Source organism: Nostoc sp. DSM 114159 (assembly GCF_053470285.1).
The window spans coordinates 3,519,617-3,543,959 of record NZ_JBPFEH010000001.1; the positions used below are offsets into that span (position 1 = coordinate 3,519,617).

Below are 24,343 nucleotides of genomic sequence, written 5' to 3' on the forward strand. Positions count from 1 at the left end.
AACAACCTGTGTTTATTGTTTAAATTTTTACTTGTAGAAACAAAAAGACAAACTCATGGCAAATTCAGTTTTCAACCTCTCTGACATCAACGGTATTAACGGTTTTGCCATCAACGGCATCAATCCAGGTGACAACTCAGGCAAGTCCGTCAGTAATGCGGGAGATATCAACGGCGACGGCATTGACGACCTGATTATTGGCGCACTCAATGCCAACCCCAACGGCATCGGTTCAGGGCAGAGCTACGTAGTGTTTGGCAGCAAGTCCGGTTTTGATGCCCAACTTAACCTCTCCACCCTCAACGGTACTAATGGCTTTGCCATCAACGGCATCAATAAATATGACCGTTCAGGCTTCTCAGTCAGTAATGCGGGAGATATAAACGGCGACGGCATCGACGATCTGATTATCGGCGCACCCTTTGCCAATCCCAACGGTGAGGACTCAGGGCAGAGCTACGTGGTGTTTGGCAGCAAGGGGGGTTTTGATGCCCAACTTAACCTCTCCACCCTCAACGGTACTAATGGCTTTGCGATTAACGGCATCAATGGAATTAACAAATCAGATTTCTTCAGTATAGGTGACTTGTCAGGTTACTCTGTCAGCAGTGCAGGAGACATCAATGGCGACGGCATCGACGATCTGATTATCGGCGCAAGGGCTGCCATAGAGCAGTTAGGGCAGAGCTATGTAGTTTTTGGGAGCAAGGAGAATTTTAATGCCAGTTTTGACCTCTCCACCCTTAACGGCACTAATGGCTTTGTGATTAACAGCTTCAGTTTGGGTGGTAACTTAGGTCGGTCTGTCAGCAGTGCAGGAGACATCAACGGTGACGGCATCGACGACGTGATTATCGGGGCACCCTTTGCCTCCCCTTACTTCGGGGAATCAGGAGAAAGCTATGTGGTCTTTGGCAGCAAGGGGGGTTTTGATGCCCAATTTGACGTATCCACACTCAATGGCACTAATGGCTTTGCCATCAATACCGGCACTGAGGGAGATAACTACTTTGGCTATTCAGTCAGCAGTGCAGGAGACATTAACGGCGATGGTCTTGACGACCTGATTATCGGGACACTTGTTACCACCCATACTTACGTGGTGTTTGGCAGCAAGGGTAGTTTTGATGCCCAACTTAACCTCTCCACCCTCAACGGCACTAACGGCTTTGTAATCAACGGTGTTAATAAAGATGACCGTTCAGGCTTCTCAGTCAGTAGTGCGGGAGATGTCAACGGCGATGGCATTGACGACCTGATTATCGGCGCACCCTTTGCCAACCCCTCAAACAACTACTCTTACCATTCTGGGCAGAGCTACGTAGTGTTTGGCAGCAAGTCCGGTTTTAATGCCCAACTCAACCTCTCTAACCTCAATGGTACTAATGGCTTTGTCATCAACAGCATCAATGCAGATGACTCTTTAGGCTACTCAGTTAGTAGTGCGGGAGATATCAACAGTGACGGTTTTGACGACCTGATTATCGGGGCAATAAGTGCGTCTCCCAACGGTACCAGTTCAGGACAGAGCTACGTGTTATTTGGCGGAAAAAATATTGGCACTAGCAGCACCGCTATCTTAACGGGAACCTCTGGTGCAGATACTCTTTTCGGCTCAATTGGCAACAACACCATCGACGGCAAAGCTGGTAACGATACCCTTACAGGCAACGGTGGTAAAGATACATTTGTATTTACCCCTGGTGATGGCAATGACATCATCACCGATTTTGATGGCGTAAGTAAAGGCTTAAACCCATCAGCAACAGCGATCGCCAATGTTGATACACTGCAATTTACTGGTTCTGGCTTAACTGCCCGAAATTTACAATTAACTCAAAATTGCAAGAACTTAGAAGTAACTTTTGAAGGTGTCGCTAATACCAAAGTCATCCTCAAAAACTTTCAACTAGAAAACCTGGATAATTTACCCGCATTGGCTAAAAGAGCAGCTATTGGGAATATCTTGTTTGATGGACAGACCAGTATCGCTGACAGTTTCGATGTCTTCGATGCCAAGTCTACTCAAACTCATTTGTTTAACAAAAACACGGTGACATTCCTTAATGACTTAAACAATAAGATCGTGGGTTTTGACGACTCTAACGATGTGATTAATGGTCAGGGAGGTAATGACATTATTAATGGCTTGAGTGGCAATGACATACTCAGAGGCGGTACTGGCAATGATACCCTCATTGGAGGTGCGGGTAATGATATTCTCGTTGGCGGTGCTGGTGCTGACAGATTCCTTTACAATACTAGTGCTGCTTTTAACGGCTCTGCCATTGGTGTAGATACCATTAGTGACTTTAACAGATCCCAAGGTGACAAGATTTTACTGGATAAAACGACCTTTGGCGCGATCGCTTCTACTCCCGGAACAGGTTTTAGTAACAAGAGTGATTTTCAAATAACATCTTCCGCCGGAACTAGCACAGCGAAAATTGTCTATGACGCTGTGAGTGGGCAGTTGTTTTACAACCAAAATGGCAGCGCGGCTGGTTTTGGCAGTGGCGGTTTATTTGCAACTCTAACTGGTGCGCCGACTCTTACAGCATCTGATTTTGTCTTGCAAGCGTAGTTTGCCCAAAACACGGTGTACCTACTTGAAACATGAAACTTCAAGCTTGGAACACCGAACTGAATCCTTTACAGAACAATCTCTAGGCTATTTAGATAGACGAGTCATTTCAAACAATTGCTGGGCATTACTTCCTAGAAAAGCATCAAAAAGCTGCTGCTTTCCAGATTCCACTTCTACTAGATAGCGCTGGGCAATTTCATAATAGGCGTAAGTCCAAGGAATCTGAATTTTTGCACCACTGTTATCATCTAACACCGTCACCATTTCTGTTACTGCTTGAGTTGCAGTTTGCCGCAAACCATAAGCAACATTTCCCTCTATCTCTGCTTTCATTGGTACACCCAGGTTAGCCAAAGCATTAGCAGTAGTATCAATGTCTGGATATTCTGGGGTATTCTGTCCATTAACGTAACCTGTAAAGTGGTTGACAGCATATCCGTGCAGTAAAACCCAAGCTCCATACTGAGTAACCCGATTCACCTTTTCGACAACAGAACGCTGCGGAGGTTGCCAAGGACGGGTAAAAACTTGCTGGAGTTGTTTGGCGATGGTTTCAAAGTCTGCGTCTTTTTGTAGAAGAGTAAGGGGGGAGATGAGTTTGTTGGGGATTGAAGATACTGTTTTAAAGATGAGTTGGGCAATATTAGCAGGCAATTCATCGACAATCAACTCGCTGATAAACAGCTTGGGTAAATTAAATTCCTCTTGCTGTGGATGACGATAATGACGGGCGTACAAATGAGTTTGAGCAAAGGTATACTCTCCAGCCGCCACATAACCTAAAGCTTCTGCAAGTTGTCCGAGGTAGTCAATTCCTAAGTTAAGTTTACCTTGTGGAGTATCTACTAATAAACGCAAAGACCGAAAGGCGATGTGGTCGTTGGCGACAGTCCCACCCGCAGTAGTAATCATTTGCTGGTAGGTACGAGCATGATTGACCCTGGCGCTATATTCTTGCCAAAGTAATTTCCATAAATCAAGGGCTATTTTATTTGTCATTTGTCACTTGTCATTTGTTATTTGTTACACCAATTCAATTAATGATTGCAACATATCCTTGGGTAAAGACGCGATGAATCGCGTCTCTACAAATAATCTATTTGTCATTTCCCCATTTATCCTGTGTTCCCCTACTCCTCATCTCCCTGATATTTTAAGAACTTAAAATCTCACTGATAATCTGAAGGGCTATCTGAATTTGGTCGCTGTCGATAACTAGAGGGGGACAGAAACGAATTGCTGCTTTACCGCAACCTAGCAATAATAAACCGCGTAAGAAAGATTCTTGGATAATGCGATCGCGCAATTTATGATCGAGATTACCCTGTTCATCCAATAAATCTACCGCTACCATTAAACCTTTACCTCGTGGCGGCGATACTCTGGGAAATCTTTGATGCAACTGGGTAAGACTAGCTTGTAAGAATTCTCCCATCTGGGTAGCGTTGGTCATCAAACCACTTTCTAGCAATCGCAGTGTGGCAATACCAGCAGCACAAGCTACGGGATTACCGCCAAATGTAGTAGCGTGAGAACCAGGAGGCCAAGTCATTAACTCTGGTCTAGCAAGTATCGCTCCTAATGGCAGACCACTGGCGATACCTTTAGCAGTAGTAATGATATCAGGCATTACATTCCAATGCTCGATCGCAAATAAGCGACCAGTCCGCCCCATTCCTGCTTGTACTTCATCCACTACCATCAGAATACCGTGGCGATCGCATATCTCTCGAATCCGCTGCAAGAAACCATCTTCGGGTACGATATATCCACCTTCTCCTTGAATCGGCTCGACGACGATCGCCGCCACTTCTTGCGGTGGTAAAATCGTGGTAAATAGCTGTTGTTCCAAGTAATCTAAGCTAGCGTGAGTGCCATAAGGAATATGAGTTACCCCAGGAACTAAAGGCCCAAAGTTAGCTCGCTGCACTGCTTTGGAACCAGTCAGAGACATCGCTCCATAAGTGCGTCCGTGAAATGCCCCTAAGAAGGCTACGATTAGCGATCGCTTGGTGTAATATCGAGCTAGTTTGATTGCTCCTTCGTTCGATTCTGCCCCGGAATTGGTGAAAAATATCTTTGCAGGAAACCCACTATCACTCTGTGGGTGGGGAAAGGGAGCGCGAATTGCTAATTGTTCCGCTAGTTCTACCATCGGCTGATAATAGAAATCTGTGCCTGACATGTGCAGCAGCTGCGCCGACTGTTCTTGAATTGCCTTGACAACTTCCGGGTGAGCGTGTCCGGTAGCGGTAACGGCAATACCTGCGGTCATATCCAGAAATACATTGCCATCCACATCTTCTACCATACAGCCCTGACCGCGAGATACAACTAACGGATAATCGCGGGTGTAAGAAGGAGAAGTTACGGCGCGATCGCGTTGTACAATTGCTTGAGCGCGAGGCCCAGGTAAGGAAGTTACTAGATGGGGTATACGAGGTAAATTTAGGTTAATAGGAATACTTAACATAATATTTTTCTATTTAAAGATTACTGATGATTAAACGCTAAAGCTTGATTGCCGACAGTAGCATTTGATTCTATTACTGTAAGAATTACGCATTTACCGAAAAATTAGAGTATGCGTTAGCAATCGTGAAAAATTACAAATACTTTTTCCTGAATCATTAGAGGTATTTAACGAAAAAGCTTCATAGTAAAGACTTTCGTATTTTTTTTAAACTCTTGCCCGCTTTTATAACACACATTTTCCAGGTGCGTAATCGTAACCCGCCGTAGGCATCGCATCCACAGGAGAATGGCTATATGCAAAAATTAATATAACTCTCTGAGATAATCAACCAATGACTTGGGCATCTGGACACAAGTTACACCGCGATCGGTATGAAATTAAACAAGAGTTAGGACAGGGGAACTTCGCTATTACTTATCTTGCTGAGGATCGGGATGGCAAGAATGTTGTGATTAAAACATTGAATTCCAATTTGCTGAATCAATTAAGTAACGAAGACCGCGATCGCTTAAAATCAGGTTTTGCTGATGAATCCCGCAAACTAGCAATATGCATACATCCGAATATTGTCCAAGTCATTGATACCTTCGAGTCAGGTGATTTAAAATGCATGGTCATGGAGTATATTCAAGGAGATAATTTAGCTAAGATTGTCCAACCACGAGGATTTTTCCCTGAAAAAGAGGCTTTAGATTACATCCAACAAATTGGAAAAGCACTCATAAACCAGCACCCCCGACACAACAAACCCCATTGTCTTCCACTCAACCACAAAATAGGTAGTAGGCCACGTCTACGCAAAAGTTAGTTTTGAAGTCACATTTGTTGCTTTTGCGACTCCAAAAGTTAGTTATAAAGTCGCATTTGTTGCTTTTGCGACTCCAAAAGTTAGTTTTAAAGTCATATTTGTTGCTTTTGTGACTCCAAAAGTTAGTTTTAAAGTCGCATTTGTTGCTTTTGCGACTCCAATAGTTAGTTTTAAAGTCACATTTGTTGCTTTTGCGACTCCAAAAGTTATTTTAGCAATAGCCAGAAAACCTCAATCTTCGTCTCTGCGCCTCTGCGTGAGCGTAATACAACTAAATTGAATACCATAGGCATTAGTGAAAATGACCTCTGGATAGCTGCTACAGTTTTACGTCATTCATTGACTCTTGTTTCATCTGATAGCGACTTTGAGCGAATGCGACAAGTCAGAGAAATTTCTTGGGAAAGTTGGGTGTAAATTAACCAAGGTAAAAAAACAGCTAATTTACACCCACTCAATTAAAAACTTTTCCACGCATCTAACAAATATTTCCACACCCATTCCCAACGCCGTACTTGTAGAAAATATTCCCCATACTTCGACTGCGCTCAGTACAAGTTTCCCATTCCCCATTCCCCTATTCCCTTCTTCCCTATTCCCTCTATGGAAATAACCAACTTCCCCTATTGCTATAGAACTGAAAGCGTCCAAAGCCAAGAAATTGACCGTGAGATTTTTCACCCACAGGAAATGCTGTAACACCCAATAAGTAAACACCAGAAAAGCTGGGATTACTTACAGGGCGGAGGGCGATAGTAATTGTCTGTCCTGGAGTCACAGGTGGATCAAAGATTACAGAAACAGTGCGTATCTTGCTCTCGTTTATGACTGAACCTAGATGCAGTTGCGTTTCTTTGCGATCGCGTGTGCCGACAAATGCATAAGTATCATCAAGATTGTAGCGGATGTTTTCTGAGCCTTCTTTTTGGGCGATCGATACCTTCTGAAGCGATTCTCCAGCATTTTCCGGCAGATTGATAGTGAAATAGTAAGTTGCGCCCCAAACATTCACCTCTTTGTAAGTAGTTGTCGCCTTAACAAGTGTCGGCGGTTGGACAAAATAGACCAAGCCATCTCTAAGCTGCACAGCTTGAGTTACCGGCAGCGTAACTTCTCCAATGCCTATTGCTAACGAGAGTGTTATTCCAAACAAAGTTGTGAGGCGCATGATTCAAATATAAAAAAACGCACTTCTTCTCATTCTAGTTCCTTGGGAATCAATGACTGAGGAACGATCGAAGCTTGTTTTTCCCCAAAGGAAGATTTTGTATACCACCAAGCCCAAGCAATTAAAACAGCTTGCAAGGGAAGTCTAACTACGTGTACCCAAGGTGAGTTTGGTATATGTTCAATCTTAATCAGATTAGCTGCCATGTAAATATTCGCTGGGTAAACAGCAATAAAAAGAGCAAGAAGCCCCCAAGCAGCAGCTTGACTTACAGGCGGAACTAATAACCCGATACCACCCAAAATTTCATAAAAGCCACTGAGATAAACTAATCCTAAAGGATAAGGTAGTTGTGGCGGCACAATTTTGACATATTCTTGTGGAACAAGAAAGTGTGTTATCCCAACCACAATGATGGATATAGCAAGGATGACACGTAATGTTTCTTTATGCTTATTCATGGTTTTTGCCTCTATATATACTTGCCCCTATTACTTCAGTTTGACTGATGGATGTTAATCTGCATTGAGTCAATAGGAGTAAAAATCAACAAAATTTTCCCAAGTATTTACCAAAACGGCATTGCTGAGTAAAAAAGCAATAATTGCACTCAGCAGGGGCTAAACCTAGCTATCTGCTAACGGAACTCACAATTGGGCACTCTTGAAAAAAGTGATTGCAACTATAAATAAAACTGATGCACCGGACTGTACTAAAGGATTTATTAACTATGCCACGGCTCGATTAGTAAAGCAAAACAACATTTTTATCAAAAATTTTCTTAACTACGCTTGCAATTTTAACTACTCTTGTACTAGTATAACTACGACAGCCCAAAACAGTAACATTTGCTGCTTAACAATACTTTTGCCAAAATAGCCTAAGACAAGCGCTTGCTTGAATATGAGGCAGAAACTATAATCTGCACTCAGACTTACACGACAGTTAAAACTACTTCTGTAAAACCATACAGAACAGAATTTTCTTGACGAAATTTTTTGTTACATGGTAGAAAGAAGCATTTAAAATCTTAGGTTTGTTCGATGTCAAGCCTCGTAATTTGGCAAAGGTATTGTTAATTGTGCGTAATTTTTTCCGAATCAAATTGGATTGCTACAGATTCACTTTGACTAAACAATCAAAATTTTGGAGGAAAACAATGACAGCTACAACAACTACTAATGCTAATAATCTATACAATGTACAAAATCAGTGGGGTGGTGCCTCTGCTCCGTGGAATCCTGGTGGAGTATGGGTAATTGGAGCTAGAGCAGATCAGCGCATTGTCGAACTCAAAGTTTCATCCAATGACAACGGTAAGACACTTACTGGAACCACAACATATTCTGGTGAAGGCCCGATCGGTTTTAAGGCTAACTTAACTGGGAGCGACACCTACAATGTAGAAAACCAGTGGGGAGGCTCATCTGCTCCGTGGAATCCCGGCGGGACTTGGGTACTCGGCTCGCGGGGAAACCAAAATGTTGTTGCGATTGATATTACATCAAGCGACGGCGGTAAAACCCTGACTGGAACTATCACTTATGCTGGTGAAGGCCCTATCGGTTTTAAGAGTGCTGCTGTTGATGGCCGTGTCTATAATGTGGAAAACCAGTGGGGAGGCTCATCTGCTCCGTGGAATCCTGGCGGGACTTGGGTACTTGGCTCTCGCGCCAATCAAAATGTTGTTGCGATCGATATTACATCGAACGATGGCGGTAAAACCTTAACTGGAACTATCACATATTCTGGTGAAGGCCCCATCGGCTTTAAAGGTAACATTGTTGGCAGCAACAACTACACAGTAGAAAACCAGTGGGGTGGTAATACAGCGCCGTGGAATCCTGGTGGGACTTGGATAATCGGTAGTCGTGTGGAACAGAATGTAGTGGCGCTCAACCTCACATCTAGTGATGGTGGGAAGACCCTAACTGGAACCACGACCTATGCTGGTGAAGGGCCTATCGGCTTCCGATCGCACCAAATCTAAAAAGGCGATCGCCCTATACCCGTTCTCAGTTAAGTAAGTACTGAACCGCACCCCTAACCCCCTGCCGGCTGTTTCGTGGCAGGGGGTTATGATGTTAAAGCTAAATCTAATTTTTCTCGAACTATTCCCTCATCTCTAAAGCCGACCAGCACAGCTGTTCCATCTTTGACGAAAAGTGGACGTTTGAGCAGCATTGCATCGCGAGTGAATGCATCAACCCACTGTTCATCAGCCCAAGTTTTCTTTTCATCTCCTAAAGCGCGGTAGGATTGACCAGAGGTGTTTCGCATGGGAGCAAAACCCAAAGACTTTACCCAGTTTTGAATCATCTCACGAGTCGGCGGAGTATCTTTGGTGTTGATAAATTCATGGTCAATGTTGTTGTGTTGGAGCCACGTCAAAGCTTTTTTGCAAGTGCTGCAATTGGGAATTCCGTAGACTTGAATAGACATAAAATAATTAAAACAATCTTCATATATGACATAGTAGGTGGAATTTCTGCCATCAATGCTCTTGTCGTTGAATCTCTACGGCAGAAATTTAAGAGTAGCGATCGCTTTTAGCAATCGGTAATTCCAAGCATGGAACTCGTCGATCCATGATTCGAGGATTCTGAAATACCAAGGAGTAGTTTTACTAACACTTTTATCCAGAAACAATATGAGCGATGCCTTTCGCCGACTTGCACCCTTCATTCAAGAATATATTTATCATCACCAGTGGACTGAATTACGACCAGTTCAAATTGCCGCTTGTCAAGTTATATTCGACACTGATGCTCACTTGCTAGTTACTGCTGCAACTGCTGCGGGGAAAACAGAAGCAGCTTTTTTACCAGTTTTGACTCTATTACATGAAAACCCTGCTGCCACAATTGGCGCATTATATATTAGTCCAATTAAAGCTTTAATTAACGATCAATTTGAGCGTCTTAATGATTTACTAAAAGAAGCAGATATTCCAGTTTGGCACTGGCATGGCGATGTTTCGCAAACTAGAAAAAACAAGCTTTTAAAGAATCCTCAAGGGATTCTGCAAATTACTCCAGAATCTCTGGAAAGTTTGCTAATTAATAAAAATAACGACTTACTTCGCTTATTTGGTGATTTAAAATTTGTTATCATTGATGAAATTCACGCCTTTATGGGTTCAGAACGCGGTTGTCAAATTATTTGCCAATTACAACGTTTAGCAAAGTTGACGCAAAAACAACCGCGTCGTATTGGTTTATCGGCAACTCTTGGGAATTACTCAATAGCGGAAAATTGGCTGCGATCGGGAACAGATAAACCAGTAATTACACCAAAAATTGATGGTATAAAACGGCAAATAAAACTAGCTGTAGAACATTTTTATATTAATGATGAAGTAGATGAATCAGAGGCGACAGCTGATGAGCAATATATTTTCAACCTCAGCAAGTCTCGCAAATGCTTGATATTTGCTAATAATCGCACGCGAACCGAATCTGTAATTGCATCTTTGCGACAAATTGCCACAAAACAAGGACTACCAGATATATATCATGTGCATCATGGGAGTATATCTGCTAGCTTACGGCAAGCTGCTGAAAATGCGATGCGTGAACCCAACAATCCAGCCGTTACCGCCGCCACTCTGACTCTAGAATTAGGCATAGATATCGGTCATTTAGAGCGAGTGATTCAGTTAGAATCACCCTTGTCTGTAGCTAGCTTTTTACAACGCTTGGGACGAAGTGGTAGAAGAGGAGAAGCTGCTGATATGCGTTTTGTCTGCGCTGAAGATAAGCCATTAGCAGAAGCTTCTCTACCAGAACAAATCCCCTGGCAACTTTTACAGTGTATTGCGATAATTCAACTTTATTTAGAGGAACAATGGATTGAACCAATTAGACCAATTAAATATCCTTTGAGTTTGCTTTATCACCAAACTATGAGTATTTTAACAGCAGCAGGGGAAATTTCAGCTAATGCTCTAGCTAAACAAATTTTTAATCTGTCCCCCTTTACTGCTCTTTTAAAAGAAGATTTTCAACTATTACTACGTTATTTAATTGATATTGGTCATATTCAGCAGACTGAACAAGGTAAATTAATCCTGGGTTTGGCAGGAGAAAAAGTGGTGAGAAAATTTCAGTTTTATGCTGTTTTTGCTGAACAGCAAGAATATATTGTTAAGCAAGGTACAACAGAAATTGGCAGTATTGTCACACCGCTTCCTGTTGGCAATCAATTTGCTTTAGCTGGTAGAAGTTGGGAAGTTGTAGAAGTTGACTTTAAAAAAAAGGCTATTTTTGTTAAACAAGCTGAGGGAAAATCTAGTATTTATTGGCGTGGTGGTGGTGGGACTATTCATACCAAAGTTTTACAACGAATGCAGCAAGTATTATTTGAGAATATCCAGTATAGTTACTTACAAAAAAATGCTTGGAAACGGTTATGTCAAGTTCGCCAAATGGCGCAGCAAGTTGGATTAGATCGGCAGAATATTTTGCAATTAGAAAAAGGTAAATGCTGTATTTTTCCTTGGATGGGTACGGTTGCTTATCGCACCTTAGAAAGATTACTCAACTCATACTGTCGGGAATCGTTGGAAATTACAAGTATTGGCGGAGTAAATCCCTATTATTTGACAATTAAATTAGGCAAGGATAAATTTAAATATCTTTATCGTGAAATTAGTTCATTATGCGAACAAAGAATTATTCCAGAAGATTTAGTCAGTAGCTCAGAAGCACCGGAAATTCAAAAATATGATGCTTTTATTCCTCATTCACTTTTACGAAAAGCTTTTGCTAATGATTATTTGGATATGAATGAACTCAAAAAACAAGTGAAGTTGTGGGGATAAAAAGATAATTCGGAATTATTTCAAATTAACTATTTTTTAATTAATTTGTGGAGCGATCGCAAATCATAATTATAAGATTTTTCAGTCTTCAAAAGTTTTAAATTGGAATTTGAATCCAGAATTCTGTGCCTTTTCCTGGTTCTGAGAGACAATTCAAAATTCCACCATGTTTTTCTACTATAATTTGGTAGCTAATTGACAATCCTAAACCTGTTCCCTTACCTACCTGTTTTGTGGTAAAAAATGGATCGAATAACCGCTTTTTAATATCTTCTACCATTCCTAATCCGTTGTCAGCAATTCGGATGACAACAAATTTACTCTCTAAAATTTCAGTACGAATTACAATTTGCGGTTTATAATTTGTTTTTATCTTGACCATTGACTCTTCTAAGGCATCGATCGCATTAGTTAAAATATTCATAAACACTTGATTTAACTGGCCAGCATAACAATCAACTAGAGGCAAATTGCCATATTCTTTAATTATAGATATATCCAAGCCAATTCCATTGTTTTTCCACCGATGATGCAAAATTAATAAGGTATTTTCAATTCCTTCATGAATGTCAACTAATTTTTTATCTGCTTCATCATGGCGAGAAAAATTTCGCAATCCTAAAACAATTTCACGAATACGATTAGTACCCATATTCATCGATGATAGGAGTTGGGAAAGGTCATTGGTAAGGAATTCCAAATCAATTTTTTTAGCGAAATTTTCAATTTCTACTTCTGGATGGGGATAATGTTGCTGATAAAGGTGCAAGAGAGTTAACATCTCTTGAAAGTATTCATTAGCAAAGGTTAAGTTACCATGAATAAAATTAACTGGATTGTTGATTTCATGAGCAACTCCAGCGACTAATTGTCCTAAGCTAGACATTTTTTCATTTTGGATCAGTTGAGATTGAGTTTGTTGCAATTTATGCAAGGTTTCGGTGAGTTTTTCAGCTTGAGTTTGAGCTTCTAAAGTAGCAGTGCGACTTTGGGTATAAAGTTGTGCATGATCGATCGCGATCGCTAGTTGATCGCAAACAGCTTGTAACAGGTTAATTTCACTGTTAGTCCAAATGCGATCGCCACTGCAATGACTGCACACAATCGCTCCAATCTCTCCAGAATTACTTTTAACTGGTAGCATTAGTTGAGATGTAATCCCAAACTCAGTTAAAAGTTCTTGCATATCATAATCAAGTGGTGATTTACTATTAATATTTTCTATACAAATTAGTTCTTGAGAGAGAAGGGTTTGAGTCAGAAAATTACTTTTTTGCAGTGGAATACTGCCTAACATACTTGTCAAGTTAGGGTTTCGCGCTTCATAGGTAATAGTCAGGCTTGGTTGAGATGGGTGCGGTAAATAAGAAAGAAAGTAGCAACGGTCAATTTGTAATAAGCTGCGAATTTCGTTCACAGCTGTTTCTAAGATCATATCTAGGTTAAGAGAACTGCGGATTTGGCTAGCTAAACGCAGTAATAAGGCTTCCCGACGGCTGAGGAGTTCTTCTCGCGCCCAGATTCGGTCAATAGCTACAGCAATATTATTAGCAATCCAATTTAATAAGTTATGAGTTGGTTCGGTAAATAATTGCTTGCTGAATAAAGCAATGATGCCGATTAATTGCTGCTCTACTATCAGAGGATAAGCGGAAAATCGAGAAATTGAAAATGTAGACTCTATAAGCTTTACTGAATTACTAATTGATAATTCTTGATTAAAAATAGCTTGATGGTTTTGAATCATTAAGCCAATAGTATTATTAACTAAAGCGATATGATCTGGGAAATCTTGAGTATCGCTCAAAGCACTACAAGTAATCTCTGTGCAATGAACGCCAGCTTGCAATTGTAGCTGGTTTGTCTGGCGTTCAAATGTCCAGATACAAACGAAGCCGATATCAAGGTATTGGGAAATAGTATTTGTACAATTTTGCAGAATTTCTGGAAGTGTGCCACTTTGAGATAAGGCTAAACTGACTTCTGCACTCAAAACTGACAAGCGCGATCGCTCCAATAAAGCTAACTCTGAAAGCTTACGCTGTGTAATATCTGTACGAATTGATACATATTGATAGGGCTTTCTATCTTGTCCCAACATTGGGGCGATCAAAGTATCAACCCAATAAAAAGTTCCATCCTTGGCTTTATTTTGAATTTCTCCCTTCCATATTTTTCCTTGAGCAATAGTTTTCCATAAATTTGCAAAAAATTCTTTTGTGTGGTGTCCAGAATTGATAATCCGATGATCTTGCCCTAGAAGTTCTTCTGAAGAATATTTAGAAACTTCACAAAATAGGTCATTGACATAGGTTATTTTTCCAGATTTATCAGTAATAGCTACCAGGGAATGAGCATTTAAGGCAAATTTAAAAGCTTCTAATTCTTTGATAGATTTTTGTAGCGCTATCTCATTCTCTTTATTAAGAGTTATGTCACGAGCTACTGCATAAATCAACTTTTCTTCACTGAAACTAGTTGCATTCCATGACAGCCATTTGTAAGAACCATCCTGACAAAGATAGCGGTTTTCAAAGCTAACTGCATCTACAGATTGTGCAATTTTTTCAGCTGCAACAATAGTGGATTCACGGTCTTCAGGATGAACAAATTCGATAAAGGGTTGAGCAACAAGTTCCGGAATTGACCAACCTAATATTTTTGTCCATACCGGATTTAAATACTTAAAATAACCATCAAAGTTAGCAATACACAATAAATCTAAAGAAATTGAAAAAAAACGGGAGTATTTTTCTTCAGATTTGTTGAACTCATATTTAACTAGTTTCATCAGCTTTTTAGGTATGAATCTTTTTTGAAAAAGGTTAAATCAGTTAATACGTTTATTTATTGAAGTTTAATTACCATTTTGATGTCATCTATCAACCCAGGAACTCACGTAATGCCAGTTCTAACCAAGACTGTTGAGCTTACCAATAAAAACGTAATTAACTTGATGTAGAGCCAATAAGTATCTAGTAGTTTCTACTGAGGAAACTAGCTAGTTATTGAGTTAATTCTCTACTAAATAAAGGTTTCCCTAAAAAGCTGTAAAGTAAACATTTAGATTTTAAATTTAAAATAAGAAGTGTTACGTAAACTGAATTCATCAGAACTTTTATCTGTAATTGTCCTTAAGTAGCTAAGGTATTAGTACCGCAAAGCGTAATTTGTAGTTAAGAATTCAATTACGAATTATGAATTACGTTAACGCAGCGTTAGCGTTAGCGAGTATTCGAGCGTCCGCAGGAGCGTGATTACAAATTATTTTAAGCAATACTCCCGCGCTTTCTGGCTTCTTTGTAGGAAGTTCCCACGTTTTTCAAACCAGCTTTAATCATTTGTTGTTCAAGTAGAGCAAAGAAACGCGCTTTATCGCCACCTTTTACTACTGCTTGATTATGCGCTTCGGCGATCGCTACAGGATAACCATATCCTTTTTGCACTTGTGCTAACATCAGTCCCAGTGCTTGGTCTAACATGGTTGCATTCTCGGCTACCCATACCGGAACTTCGATGCGGGCGATTTCGGTGCCAACGTGGACGTAGCAAAAGTAAATTGTTTGATCGCCATAAAGTTCCAAAATGGGGGAATTGCTGCGCCACAAGGTACTGCGTTGTCCTGGTTTGAGTCGGTTTGCCCAAACAGAAGTATCTCGCAACTGTTCAAAAATTTTACAAGGTACTTTTTCTAGTTGATTTGGGCAATGACTTTTACAGTCTGGCGCTGGATGGGGACAAGCTAATAACCGTAAAAAGTTCATTGTTTCGATGCTGCGAGAGGCGCTAAGATAACCCATTAAAGGAATTCCAGCATCACGCATCTGCTGCCAAGCTTCTAGGATGGGGGGTAAAATGCGATCGCGTGCATCCATCGGCAATTGTTCTAAAAACCAGTAAATTAGCGAACCATCTACCATCGCTAGCGCTGGCGTTTCCGCTTGTGCTGCATCACACGCAAGTTCTGCTAACACCGTTGTTTCGGAAGCAGTGCGGCGAAAACTCATCCATTCCTCGGTTCTAATTCCCCATTGCCGAGACATATATAAATCTTCTGGGCGATAAAATACTTCTGGCAAACTATCGAGTAATGGATGGCGATTTTGTCCGTAGTGCAAGACGACTCTGCCAATATTTAGCAGATAACAGTAAGCAATTTCATGATGGTTGGGGGCAATTTGGGAACCATCGGTAGCGATGACAGTATGAATTTTTGGGGGAACTGGGATATCGATGCAGGTTTCTAGCGGCTCGATTGGGGTAGCATTAGCAAAGAGAATGCGATCGCGCCATTTTTCCTGGCGATCGATTAAATCTTGTTGACACTCGTAAGCATTTTTTAAATGTTGTTGTGCCAGGTCTAAACGCTGACGACTAGCAGCAGCTTCTAAAGTAAGATGCTGACTTAAACCCTGCATTTGTCGCGCCAGTTTTGTTAGGTCAAGCATAAAAGTAAGTGCGAAGTGAGGAGTGAATACTTGTGAGTTATTATTTCACCTAAATTGACATACATATTTTTTTTATATAAATACGTCAGAAATTAAATATGCATTATTCAAAATCCTTATAGAGACGTAGCAGTACTACGTCTCTTTTTGACTAGATATTTAATATATTAAAGCCAAGCTGAGAAATCTTTGGCAAACTGTGAAAGTGATAACAACTGAATTCGCGGATCGTTTTGAGCAGTTTCTCTTTCTGCTTGGGTATTATAACCCCAGTCTGCAAGGAAAAGTTTCACATTTTCAAGGTCTGCTTGCTGTTGGACTAATTGTAATGTCTTGAGTCTATCTTCTACAAACCACAGACTAACAGATTTGTCTTCTGATGACTGAATTAATTCCCGCAAAATTTCATATTTGGGACGCTTAACTTCTTTCCCAAAGATTGATTCTGGTGGGAAATTTACTCCTTCTTGTTGTAACAACTGCTGTACAAAACGACCTTCTTTCGTTGTCACAATGTATAGCTTAACTCCACTGTCAATAGTTAATTTGATTTTTTCTACTACAGCCGGATAAAATTTATGCAGACTCAGCCAACCACTTAAATCCGTGGTAATCCATTCATCTCGTTGGTTATCTAGTTTTGCACCAATTTCTCTTGCTTGGAGTTTATCGTTTAACAAAATTTGTGGAGCAATGCTCACCCATTCATGAAGAATTTTTTCGTCAGAAATTCCATCTATCAAGGCTTTAATTAAAATAGGCATTTCCCAACCTGTTTCAATAACAGGTCTTAATCGATAGAATCTTAAAGCCAAATCATCTGGCGGTGTGTCGTTAGCAGAAGACCAAATTTCACAGTAGGTACGCCATGCTACCTCAAAATATTCAATTAATCCGTCGCAAATCACTCCATCAAAGTCCAGGGCTAAAATTTGGGGACTACTTGTGGTCATTGGTTTGAGAATAAAACTGCTGTTGTCAGCTTACCCGACAAATTTAAATCATGCAGTAATTTTCGTTAGTCTTTTATAATTCATAAATTTGCTGAAAAAGTATGGTGGCATTGTAAAATTTGATTTGTTAATGGTAGGTTAACGAGGATCTACAGCAGGTTTGCCATCGACTAAACGAATTTGATTTTGCTTGACTACTACGGTGATTAGTGGTAAGTAACGTTTAGCTGGGCCACGAACAACTCGGCCCTGAGAATCATATTGTGAGATCCATGACAAGGACACATAAAGTTATTCTTCTCAAGATCCCACTCGACTGTACATCCTAAATGGGTACAGATTAAACTGATAGCGTACTCAGCAATTTGCGGCCCGTTTTGAATAATCAGATAATTTTACCAGAATCGGAATTTCTGACTTTGCGGTTGCTAATAGTGCATTAGCCTGAATTTGTTTGCCGTCTTCAGCCAGTGCAACCGATCCTAGAAGATAATTTTGACAGCGTGAATACTTGCGATCGAGTGAAGCATTGGGTTTCTAGGTCTATCTCACGACTTTGGCTGACTTTAGTAGAATAATCTTCCATGATGATTGGATTTACCCACAAAGGTTTACTAATATACTACGGTGCGATCGCATTAATATTAATATGTACATTTGTGTTTACTGTAGGTTAATTTTAATAAATTTGATTTTTTAAGAGTTGCGCCTGAACTGTAATTTTTAATTATTATTTATTTCTGGAGTAGGAGGTTATTTATAAACCTCAGAGCTAGGCTATAACCTAAGATATGTTCCTCACAAAATCTATTCAAAATATATTCTTAAACTCTCTCCAGAGAAAGAACTCTTTATACCCTTGATTTTTTAAGCTGTTGTTAGTCGAGTTCCATATTTTAATAACTGAAAGCGCCATGAGTGATAAAAATCAAGAAAATCAAATTAATCAACCAGTAAGCGAAGATCGGGATTCTCGTGAAAAGCCGGATGTGAACGAAAGAAACCTAACCGCGAATCCAGGAGATAGAATTTCTGATAAGCCTCAATCAGTTGAAGAGAAGGCTAAACAGGCAGCTATTGATGATGTACCAGATATTACAGGCGACAAAATCACAGTACCTACTTACTTCGTTGTCGATGAACCCGACGGCGAAAAGAAAGCACTCCATCACGTTAAAGATGCTGAAGAAATTTCCGACGTAATTCGGGAAGCACGAGTTGACGAAAATGGAAATCGAGTTTGGTGGTAGTTGTTTATTAAATACGCACAGAGGCGGAGAAGTTATTAATAAATACTCTCTCCGTTTCTTTGCGTTTCCCACCCACTGTATCTTCTTTTTGCTTGCACAAATTCCTCGTCTGGATAAGCTTCGGCAAATGTCCGCACATACTTGAGGTTGCGAACCGGAATCTCTTCATCTCTGGAAAAGCTTTCTGCGAGTCATCTGTGTCCCAACCCGACTACTGTTGCCGATTAGAATATCTCGAAATTATGGTTTCCATGCTCAAAGGCTGCGATGGGAACTCAAATTTACACTTTATCAAAAAGCGATCGCAATAATCCAGATAACTTAAAGTTGTCAGTACTTACACAAAAGCGAGTGCTAAAACTTCAAGATATTTTCATGTAAAATATTTTTTTGCGTCCACAAATTAAAAATTATAAGAAGTCGTCACTTGTACCTTTGACATCAGAGTGTATAGCCTGAATAATATTCTTACGTAAAAATCCATACTTATATAAGACTCATATTTGATTTTTGCTAAATATACTGAGAGCAAAACCCGATCGGGCTTGCTCTCAGTTAGCTTGGCTATTAAAAATCAAATTTGATTGTTATATAAACTGGTATTAATAGGGTTGCATTATGCATTTCTCGAATTCAAAAACCAGCTTAAAAACTCGTCAAAAAAACAAGAAAATAGGTACATTTATTTTGACTCATAGCAACATTGTACTCCTGAGTGCATATTTAATCACTCTACCGATTTGTACATTAATAATTTTATCTTTATTATTACCCTTATTCAGTGCTAGCTTATTCGCTTCCATTGGAAACTCGTACCACTCTACATCGATTCCTTGGATAGATAATGCATCTGAATGCGAACATACTGGCAGAAATTGGAGCGATCGCAAGTGTTGGGATAATGAACACAATCCCATGTTTTGAATGGAGATTGTACTTAGAAGGTATACAAACAATTAGAACTATTGCCTAATTTGACAAAAAAGCGTAGGCGTAGACATCGCTCTCATCGATGAAACTGAGTAAATTCCTATTTAACTCGCTAATTGCAAAATAATCATCATTGATATGCAATTATTGCATTAATACGGATTTACTATTGCTTCATAGATGCGATTCTAAATGAGGGAATAAAGATGGATACCCCTGGTAAACACCAGGGGCTTTTTCTTTAACTGTAAAGTAGCACGATCACATCACATTGCTGAGATGGAAGCGCGATGTCTCTTGACTCGCTGCTGTAGGTCTATCCACTTATTGTCCAGTCAAAGGTAAAGAGCTATGTCTACGATGGGCTACGCCTAAGCTATTTTAAGAAGATGTAATATTTATTACATATTATATTCTAATTTTTTAGTTAGTTCTAGGGAACTGAGCAATTTTCCACATTGCCTTTCTAATTAAATGATGCTGAATTTATTCCCTTAGCACCAACAGGTGGAGTTACAGTGAGATTACTATAACTTAATCGTTATGACCGAGTTAAGAAAAAAACTATTGATTGATAAAAGCTAAGATGTTTAATGTGTCAAGTTAGTATAATAAATGAAAGATTACAAGCAATCTTACTCGTCTGAATTATCTGGCAATACGAGCAAGTAAGCACTGAAATAGACCTTCTTGAGCCAATTTTTCAGTATCAATACATGCTAATAAGCTCCTTGCAAGAATCTCTGAATTGTAAGAATTCTTGATTTCTTTCCCAAGATAGGGTCTGATGTACCAACACAAAAGCTCAGTAAAATCATGCCCATGAATTTTATATCGTATTTCTATCAGTTCTTTTGCACGTAATTCTTCGAGTTTAGTTATGAATCTCGATTCTTGTGAGCGATTACTATTGCTATTTAAATATTTAGTAATGAAAGTTTTTAAGTCGAACTGAACCTGATAATTATTTTTATTCAATTTACAACATTCACTAACTTTTTCGAGCCATCTCATATTTAATGAGAGTGCTTCATTAGTAGCCCTAATTAAAAATAAATCCTCCAATACTCTAGATAATTGATTTAGTACTTCCCTAGCCTTGGGCTGAGATAAACGTAGTGCTAAACGCAGGTATTTATCTAAAACAGCCTCATTAAATAGGTACATCTCAAGACACGAATAATCAGTAAATAATAGTAAATCACACTGATACTCTTTGCCAAATAGCCAATCAAAATCCTTATCTGCAACACATGTAATATGTAGAGGAGTTTCTGAAAGTTTATCATTTATATAAAGGGCAAGAGCAATCACACGACTTCGATTATTGTCTTTTAATCCTTGTTCAAATAATAATGGAGTAGGAATTTCAACAGTATCAATTTCATAAACAGCAAAACCTTGATGTTCTTTTTGATCTAAAAACCATTCTATTAATAGCTTATCTGTCTTACCTTCAACATATATATCACACAGTTCAGGCTCAAGTTCATATCTAGTTACAAGTTCGTCAAGCGTGCGTCGTCTTTCATTCTCCATTTTTCAATTATTTCTCCATCTTCACAAGCTTAACGACATTGTTGTTGTACTGAGAAAGTAATTCAATTGAATGAGTAGCTAATATAAATTGAACTTGGCTTCCTTTTGTCAGTTCAAGCAATGCATGAATAAGTTGACGCTGCCATTTTACATTTAGTGATATTTCTGGTTCATCAATAATAAAGATTGTTGCTTTATCTCTCGCTGTCAGAGTATTACAAAAAAGCAGTAAAAGTTGCTTTTCTCCTGAAGAAAGGGTTTCTGGAGACAATTCTTTTCCTTCTTCAGTAAATATTTTTAGTCCGTCTCTGACATGTAACCTTATATATTTATCACGAAAAAATAACTTATTGATTGTCGTTTCAAAAATTGCCAATAAATTTTGTGTATCCTGTAGAGCATCAAAACGTGCCGCTACACTATCTAAGTATGGTTTTAAAACTCTTGATATAATCGAGTAATCAGCTTGAGCGTTAGATTGTAGTATCTGAACAATTTTCTGAGCCTCTAATGGTGGCATTAACCCGAAGCGAGAAAAATCTTTGCTGCGATTCTCATGAGTTTTGAGTTCTTCAATTAGCATTGCAGATGATTGTGGTAGTTCTTCAACTATCTTGCCTGAACTTTGAATAATTGTTAGAATAATTTGCTCATATATACTATGAACATTTTCTGCCCCCTGGTTAGCGCCTCTTAACGCCTGTTCACGAATCCATTCTTCAGTTCTATGAATAGATGTTTTAAGAGCATGTTCTCTATTGATGCTATATTTATCTTCAAGTGTATCGCCAAGATTTGATAATACTATTCGCCTTAATCTTTTTTCATTTTCTACATCTTCGTTTTCAAAAATATCACTATCTAAAACTCTATTATCACCTAACAAAAATACACTTAATTGAAGTTGCAAAATATTCTTATAAAATTCATATATTGGTAGAGAATCTTGTATTGCTTTGACGCTATTATTAGACTCAGCCTGGATATCTTGAGTAAATAGAATGCTATTCCCTTGTGAAAGCTGAAGTCGAAATGAGCCAATTAAAACACCATTTTCTCGACTAGCAATAATACTTGTTTTATCAGCTAGAAAGACTGAAAATTTGGCAAAAGGGGTTTTAGCTAAAAAAGTGCGATGACCGCGATTGTGACTCGTTGAGAGCAGATGAAATAAGAGCTTGAGGATAGTCGTCTTACCAGAACCATTGTCACCATAAAGGATGATTAGTGAAGAATCTATGTAAGGATTATTATTTTTCTTTTCCAAAGTATATGTATACTTACCAAAGAGTCGTTCTACTTCAATACGAACTACAGATAGGGCAAGGCTAGCTGTATTTATATCGAGTATCTGCATAACAATTGCTGTTCCTTATTTCAAGAGATAGGGTTGTAAAAGCTAAAATTTCTTTTACTCCCCTAATTACACTTTATCGTTCAATCGGGTGGCAATAAACTCTTGAGCTACATTTAGAGAAATTTAGCTGGAATAATTCATTTTCTTTGACTAATTCACAATCTCTTACGCCTTAAACGTCAACACCGGACTCAATCGCGCCACAACGTCCACCATTTCTGCCTCAACTTGCACATCAATTACAGACTGAATCGGTTTGTAGGCAGCAGGTGCTTCCTCAATTCGGCGTTCTTCACGCAAGGTGATGCAGTCTACTCCGGTTAATCCCAGTTCTGCCTGACTTTGAGATGCACCTTTGCGACTGAGGTCGAAGCGAGAACGAATTCTTCCCGCCCCATGTGACGCCGAATTACAAAATGCTGGATTCCCTTTACCCACCATCAGATAAGAATAAGCACCCATCGAACCAGGGATAATCACTGGTTGTCCAAGATGGGCAGGACAAGCGCCCTTGCGTGTTACCCATCCCTGACCTTCTGGTAAGGTGATGTTATGGGGTAAGTCATAAACTAAAGGTGCTTCGACATCTTTGTATACTTCTCGCAAACGCAGACGTAGCAATTCTGCTAACAACAGGCGATTGACAAAAGCGTAGTTAGCAGCAGTGGCCTCAGCTTGTAGGTAACTGGCAACTAGTTCAGGATGAGAAGAAGTAGAGAGAGGAAAAATTTGAGAATCAGGGTACTTTAGACCTTTTTGCCAAGTCGCCTTCGCTCGATCTCGCCACATTCCCCCAATATACTTACCCACGTTTCGAGAACCAGAGTGAATCATAAAAGCTAGCTGTCCCTCGCGCACTCCCCAGGCGTGGGCAAGTGGGCGATTTTCAACTTTATCAACCCGTTGCACTTCGACAAAATGATTGCCGCCGCCAATGGTTGCCAGTCCGCCATCGCGTACTAGTCCAGCATCGGGAACCAATTCTTCAGGTGCTAGTTTCCAGTCACCATCCATTGAACCACCTAAGAAGATGCGTTCGCTCTCTTGGGCAAGTTGTTGTAAATCAGATTTGATTACACTCCCTGTAGGCTCGTCTAGCATGGCATCCAGCCAACCGGGAACTCCGTACTGAAATAGCGATCGCATTGCTTGAGCAGTCATTGTCACATCACGCGTACCGAAGAAGTAATCCCCCTTCATCCGTTCTACGAATTGGTCGCGCTTTGCCAGGAATTCCTCAATTGTCAAATCAACAACATGCAGGCGCATCCCACAATTGATGTCAGAACCGACAGCACCAGGAATGACTTGACCCACAGTTTCTACGACTGAACCAATGGCAACACCCGCATCACCTGGGTGAAAATCAGGTGTAGCACAGGCGCGACAAACGCATCCACCTGACGGGTGACGGACGCTTGCTAAATTTGCTAACTGCTTTAATGCCTTAGCTTCTACGGGGAAGTCTTCTGGCAGCAACACTTCTGCTACAGGGGCATCAGGAGAATTAACTAAACGAACTGAATAAGTGCGATTGTTATAAGTTACATCTAAATCTTGCCGCTCTAAAGCACGCAGGAGACGTTTGAGATTTTTTGGCTGCATGAAAACTCCAAATAAGGTCTTAAAGAAGACCCTTTGTTGTGAAGAGAGGAGGAGACTTGGTTCAGCAGCCGCGTCTCAATTAGTGCAGAAGGTCATTTTCCCAGAACTGTGGGGAAAACAACAGGTTAATTCTGACTAATGTGGTTATATAGCCTTAATAACACACAGTTTCATCAAATGACAAGTGTTTTGTAGTACGTTGTATTTTTGATGGGCAACGGTTACTCAGTCAAACCCAAGTTGTAAAGAAATTTGAAGTTTAGCGAAAAACTTTTAAAAATCTCTAGACTCTCCAGCCGGCTAGAGAGTCTAGGATAAATTCAAGGCGACTCTCTTTCCAGTTATTTCTAATGTGTGAGAGATACGTCTCAATCATCCGTTCATATTATCCCGTAAATCT

Annotated in this window: 20 protein-coding genes and 1 pseudogene; 6 read left to right on the plus strand and 15 right to left on the minus strand. The window is 39.9% G+C overall.

What is annotated here, in order from left to right:
- Window positions 1–55 precede the first annotated feature (55 nt).
- A complete protein-coding gene (locus ACR5KR_RS14460) occupies window positions 56–2,584 on the plus strand; it encodes a beta strand repeat-containing protein (protein WP_448267006.1) in 2,529 nt (842 codons plus the stop codon).
- A gap of 87 nt (window positions 2,585–2,671) precedes the next feature.
- Here ACR5KR_RS14460 and ACR5KR_RS14465 read toward each other — a convergent pair whose 3' ends face one another.
- Together ACR5KR_RS14465 and ACR5KR_RS14470 are read right to left on the minus strand one after the other, a co-directional pair.
- On the minus strand, window positions 2,672–3,586 hold the full coding sequence (locus ACR5KR_RS14465) for a 2-oxoadipate dioxygenase/decarboxylase family protein (protein WP_448267007.1): 915 nt from the start codon (window positions 3,584–3,586) through the stop codon (window positions 2,672–2,674).
- 154 nt (window positions 3,587–3,740) lie between these two features.
- Window positions 3,741–5,060 (minus strand): acetyl ornithine aminotransferase family protein, encoded by a 1,320-nt coding sequence (locus tag ACR5KR_RS14470; RefSeq protein WP_448267008.1) that lies wholly within the window; start codon window positions 5,058–5,060, stop codon window positions 3,741–3,743.
- A gap of 334 nt (window positions 5,061–5,394) precedes the next feature.
- Here ACR5KR_RS14470 and ACR5KR_RS14475 point away from each other — a divergent pair, with 334 nt between their 5' ends.
- Window positions 5,395–5,871, plus strand: a complete 477-nt coding sequence (locus ACR5KR_RS14475) for a serine/threonine protein kinase (protein WP_448267009.1) — start codon at window positions 5,395–5,397, stop codon at window positions 5,869–5,871.
- A 42-nt stretch (window positions 5,872–5,913) separates the two neighbouring features.
- Here ACR5KR_RS14475 and ACR5KR_RS14480 read toward each other — a convergent pair whose 3' ends face one another.
- Window positions 5,914–6,051 carry a hypothetical protein gene (locus tag ACR5KR_RS14480; protein ID WP_448267010.1) on the minus strand — a complete coding sequence of 46 codons (138 nt, stop codon included), beginning with the start codon at window positions 6,049–6,051 and terminating at the stop codon, window positions 5,914–5,916.
- Window positions 6,052–6,147: 96 nt separating this feature from the next.
- On the opposite strand from ACR5KR_RS14480, the gene ACR5KR_RS14485 reads away from it, so the two are divergent.
- Entirely contained in the window at window positions 6,148–6,288 is a 141-nt protein-coding gene (locus tag ACR5KR_RS14485; RefSeq protein WP_448267011.1) for a PIN domain-containing protein, read from the plus strand.
- A gap of 184 nt (window positions 6,289–6,472) precedes the next feature.
- On the opposite strand, the gene ACR5KR_RS14490 is transcribed toward ACR5KR_RS14485, so the two are convergent.
- Together ACR5KR_RS14490 and ACR5KR_RS14495 are read right to left on the minus strand one after the other, a co-directional pair.
- Window positions 6,473–7,039: a DUF2808 domain-containing protein gene (locus ACR5KR_RS14490; protein ID WP_448267012.1), complete on the minus strand. Its 567-nt coding sequence runs from the start codon at window positions 7,037–7,039 to the stop codon at window positions 6,473–6,475.
- 29 nt (window positions 7,040–7,068) lie between these two features.
- On the minus strand, window positions 7,069–7,500 hold the full coding sequence (locus ACR5KR_RS14495; RefSeq protein WP_448267013.1) for a DoxX family protein: 432 nt from the start codon (window positions 7,498–7,500) through the stop codon (window positions 7,069–7,071).
- 698 nt (window positions 7,501–8,198) lie between these two features.
- On the opposite strand from ACR5KR_RS14495, the gene ACR5KR_RS14500 reads away from it, so the two are divergent.
- The gene (locus tag ACR5KR_RS14500; protein WP_445631765.1) at window positions 8,199–9,029 is read left to right on the plus strand and encodes a lectin OAA family protein; all 831 of its coding nucleotides are present in this window, start codon (window positions 8,199–8,201) and stop codon (window positions 9,027–9,029) included.
- A gap of 86 nt (window positions 9,030–9,115) precedes the next feature.
- Here ACR5KR_RS14500 and ACR5KR_RS14505 read toward each other — a convergent pair whose 3' ends face one another.
- Window positions 9,116–9,481: a Spx/MgsR family RNA polymerase-binding regulatory protein gene (locus ACR5KR_RS14505; RefSeq protein ID WP_448267014.1), complete on the minus strand. Its 366-nt coding sequence runs from the start codon at window positions 9,479–9,481 to the stop codon at window positions 9,116–9,118.
- Between the two features lie 208 nt (window positions 9,482–9,689).
- Here ACR5KR_RS14505 and ACR5KR_RS14510 point away from each other — a divergent pair, with 208 nt between their 5' ends.
- Window positions 9,690–11,861, plus strand: coding sequence for a DEAD/DEAH box helicase (locus tag ACR5KR_RS14510; RefSeq protein ID WP_448267015.1), 2,172 nt, complete (start codon window positions 9,690–9,692; stop codon window positions 11,859–11,861).
- Window positions 11,862–11,958: 97 nt separating this feature from the next.
- Here the strand turns inward: ACR5KR_RS14510 and ACR5KR_RS14515 are convergent, their stop codons facing one another.
- From ACR5KR_RS14515 to ACR5KR_RS14535, 5 genes and pseudogenes are all read right to left on the minus strand, one after another.
- Window positions 11,959–14,652, minus strand: coding sequence for a PAS domain S-box protein (locus tag ACR5KR_RS14515; protein ID WP_448267017.1), 2,694 nt, complete (start codon window positions 14,650–14,652; stop codon window positions 11,959–11,961).
- 478 nt (window positions 14,653–15,130) lie between these two features.
- Window positions 15,131–16,309 carry a DNA double-strand break repair nuclease NurA gene (locus tag ACR5KR_RS14520; RefSeq protein WP_445631760.1) on the minus strand — a complete coding sequence of 393 codons (1,179 nt, stop codon included), beginning with the start codon at window positions 16,307–16,309 and terminating at the stop codon, window positions 15,131–15,133.
- Between the two features lie 167 nt (window positions 16,310–16,476).
- A complete protein-coding gene (locus ACR5KR_RS14525; RefSeq protein WP_445631759.1) occupies window positions 16,477–17,262 on the minus strand; it encodes an HAD family hydrolase in 786 nt (261 codons plus the stop codon).
- 138 nt (window positions 17,263–17,400) lie between these two features.
- Window positions 17,401–17,547, minus strand: a complete 147-nt coding sequence (locus ACR5KR_RS14530) for a hypothetical protein (protein ID WP_445631758.1) — start codon at window positions 17,545–17,547, stop codon at window positions 17,401–17,403.
- A gap of 23 nt (window positions 17,548–17,570) precedes the next feature.
- Window positions 17,571–17,651, minus strand: a pseudogene (locus tag ACR5KR_RS14535) (Rieske 2Fe-2S domain-containing protein); the annotation flags it as partial.
- 525 nt (window positions 17,652–18,176) lie between these two features.
- Here ACR5KR_RS14535 and ACR5KR_RS14540 point away from each other — a divergent pair.
- Entirely contained in the window at window positions 18,177–18,512 is a 336-nt protein-coding gene (locus ACR5KR_RS14540; protein WP_322693734.1) for a hypothetical protein, read from the plus strand.
- Window positions 18,513–19,204: 692 nt separating this feature from the next.
- Here the strand turns inward: ACR5KR_RS14540 and ACR5KR_RS14545 are convergent.
- The 4 genes from ACR5KR_RS14545 to ACR5KR_RS14560 all read right to left on the minus strand — a co-directional run bounded on the left by ACR5KR_RS14545 (window position 19,205) and on the right by ACR5KR_RS14560 (window position 23,943).
- Window positions 19,205–19,429, minus strand: a complete 225-nt coding sequence (locus ACR5KR_RS14545) for a hypothetical protein (RefSeq protein ID WP_448267018.1) — start codon at window positions 19,427–19,429, stop codon at window positions 19,205–19,207.
- Window positions 19,430–20,090: 661 nt separating this feature from the next.
- Window positions 20,091–20,981 carry a hypothetical protein gene (locus tag ACR5KR_RS14550; RefSeq protein ID WP_448267019.1) on the minus strand — a complete coding sequence of 297 codons (891 nt, stop codon included), beginning with the start codon at window positions 20,979–20,981 and terminating at the stop codon, window positions 20,091–20,093.
- 7 nt (window positions 20,982–20,988) lie between these two features.
- Window positions 20,989–22,338 carry an AAA family ATPase gene (locus ACR5KR_RS14555; protein WP_445631755.1) on the minus strand — a complete coding sequence of 450 codons (1,350 nt, stop codon included), beginning with the start codon at window positions 22,336–22,338 and terminating at the stop codon, window positions 20,989–20,991.
- Window positions 22,339–22,503: 165 nt separating this feature from the next.
- Window positions 22,504–23,943, minus strand: coding sequence for an RtcB family protein (locus ACR5KR_RS14560; RefSeq protein ID WP_448267020.1), 1,440 nt, complete (start codon window positions 23,941–23,943; stop codon window positions 22,504–22,506).
- Window positions 23,944–24,343 lie beyond the last annotated feature (400 nt).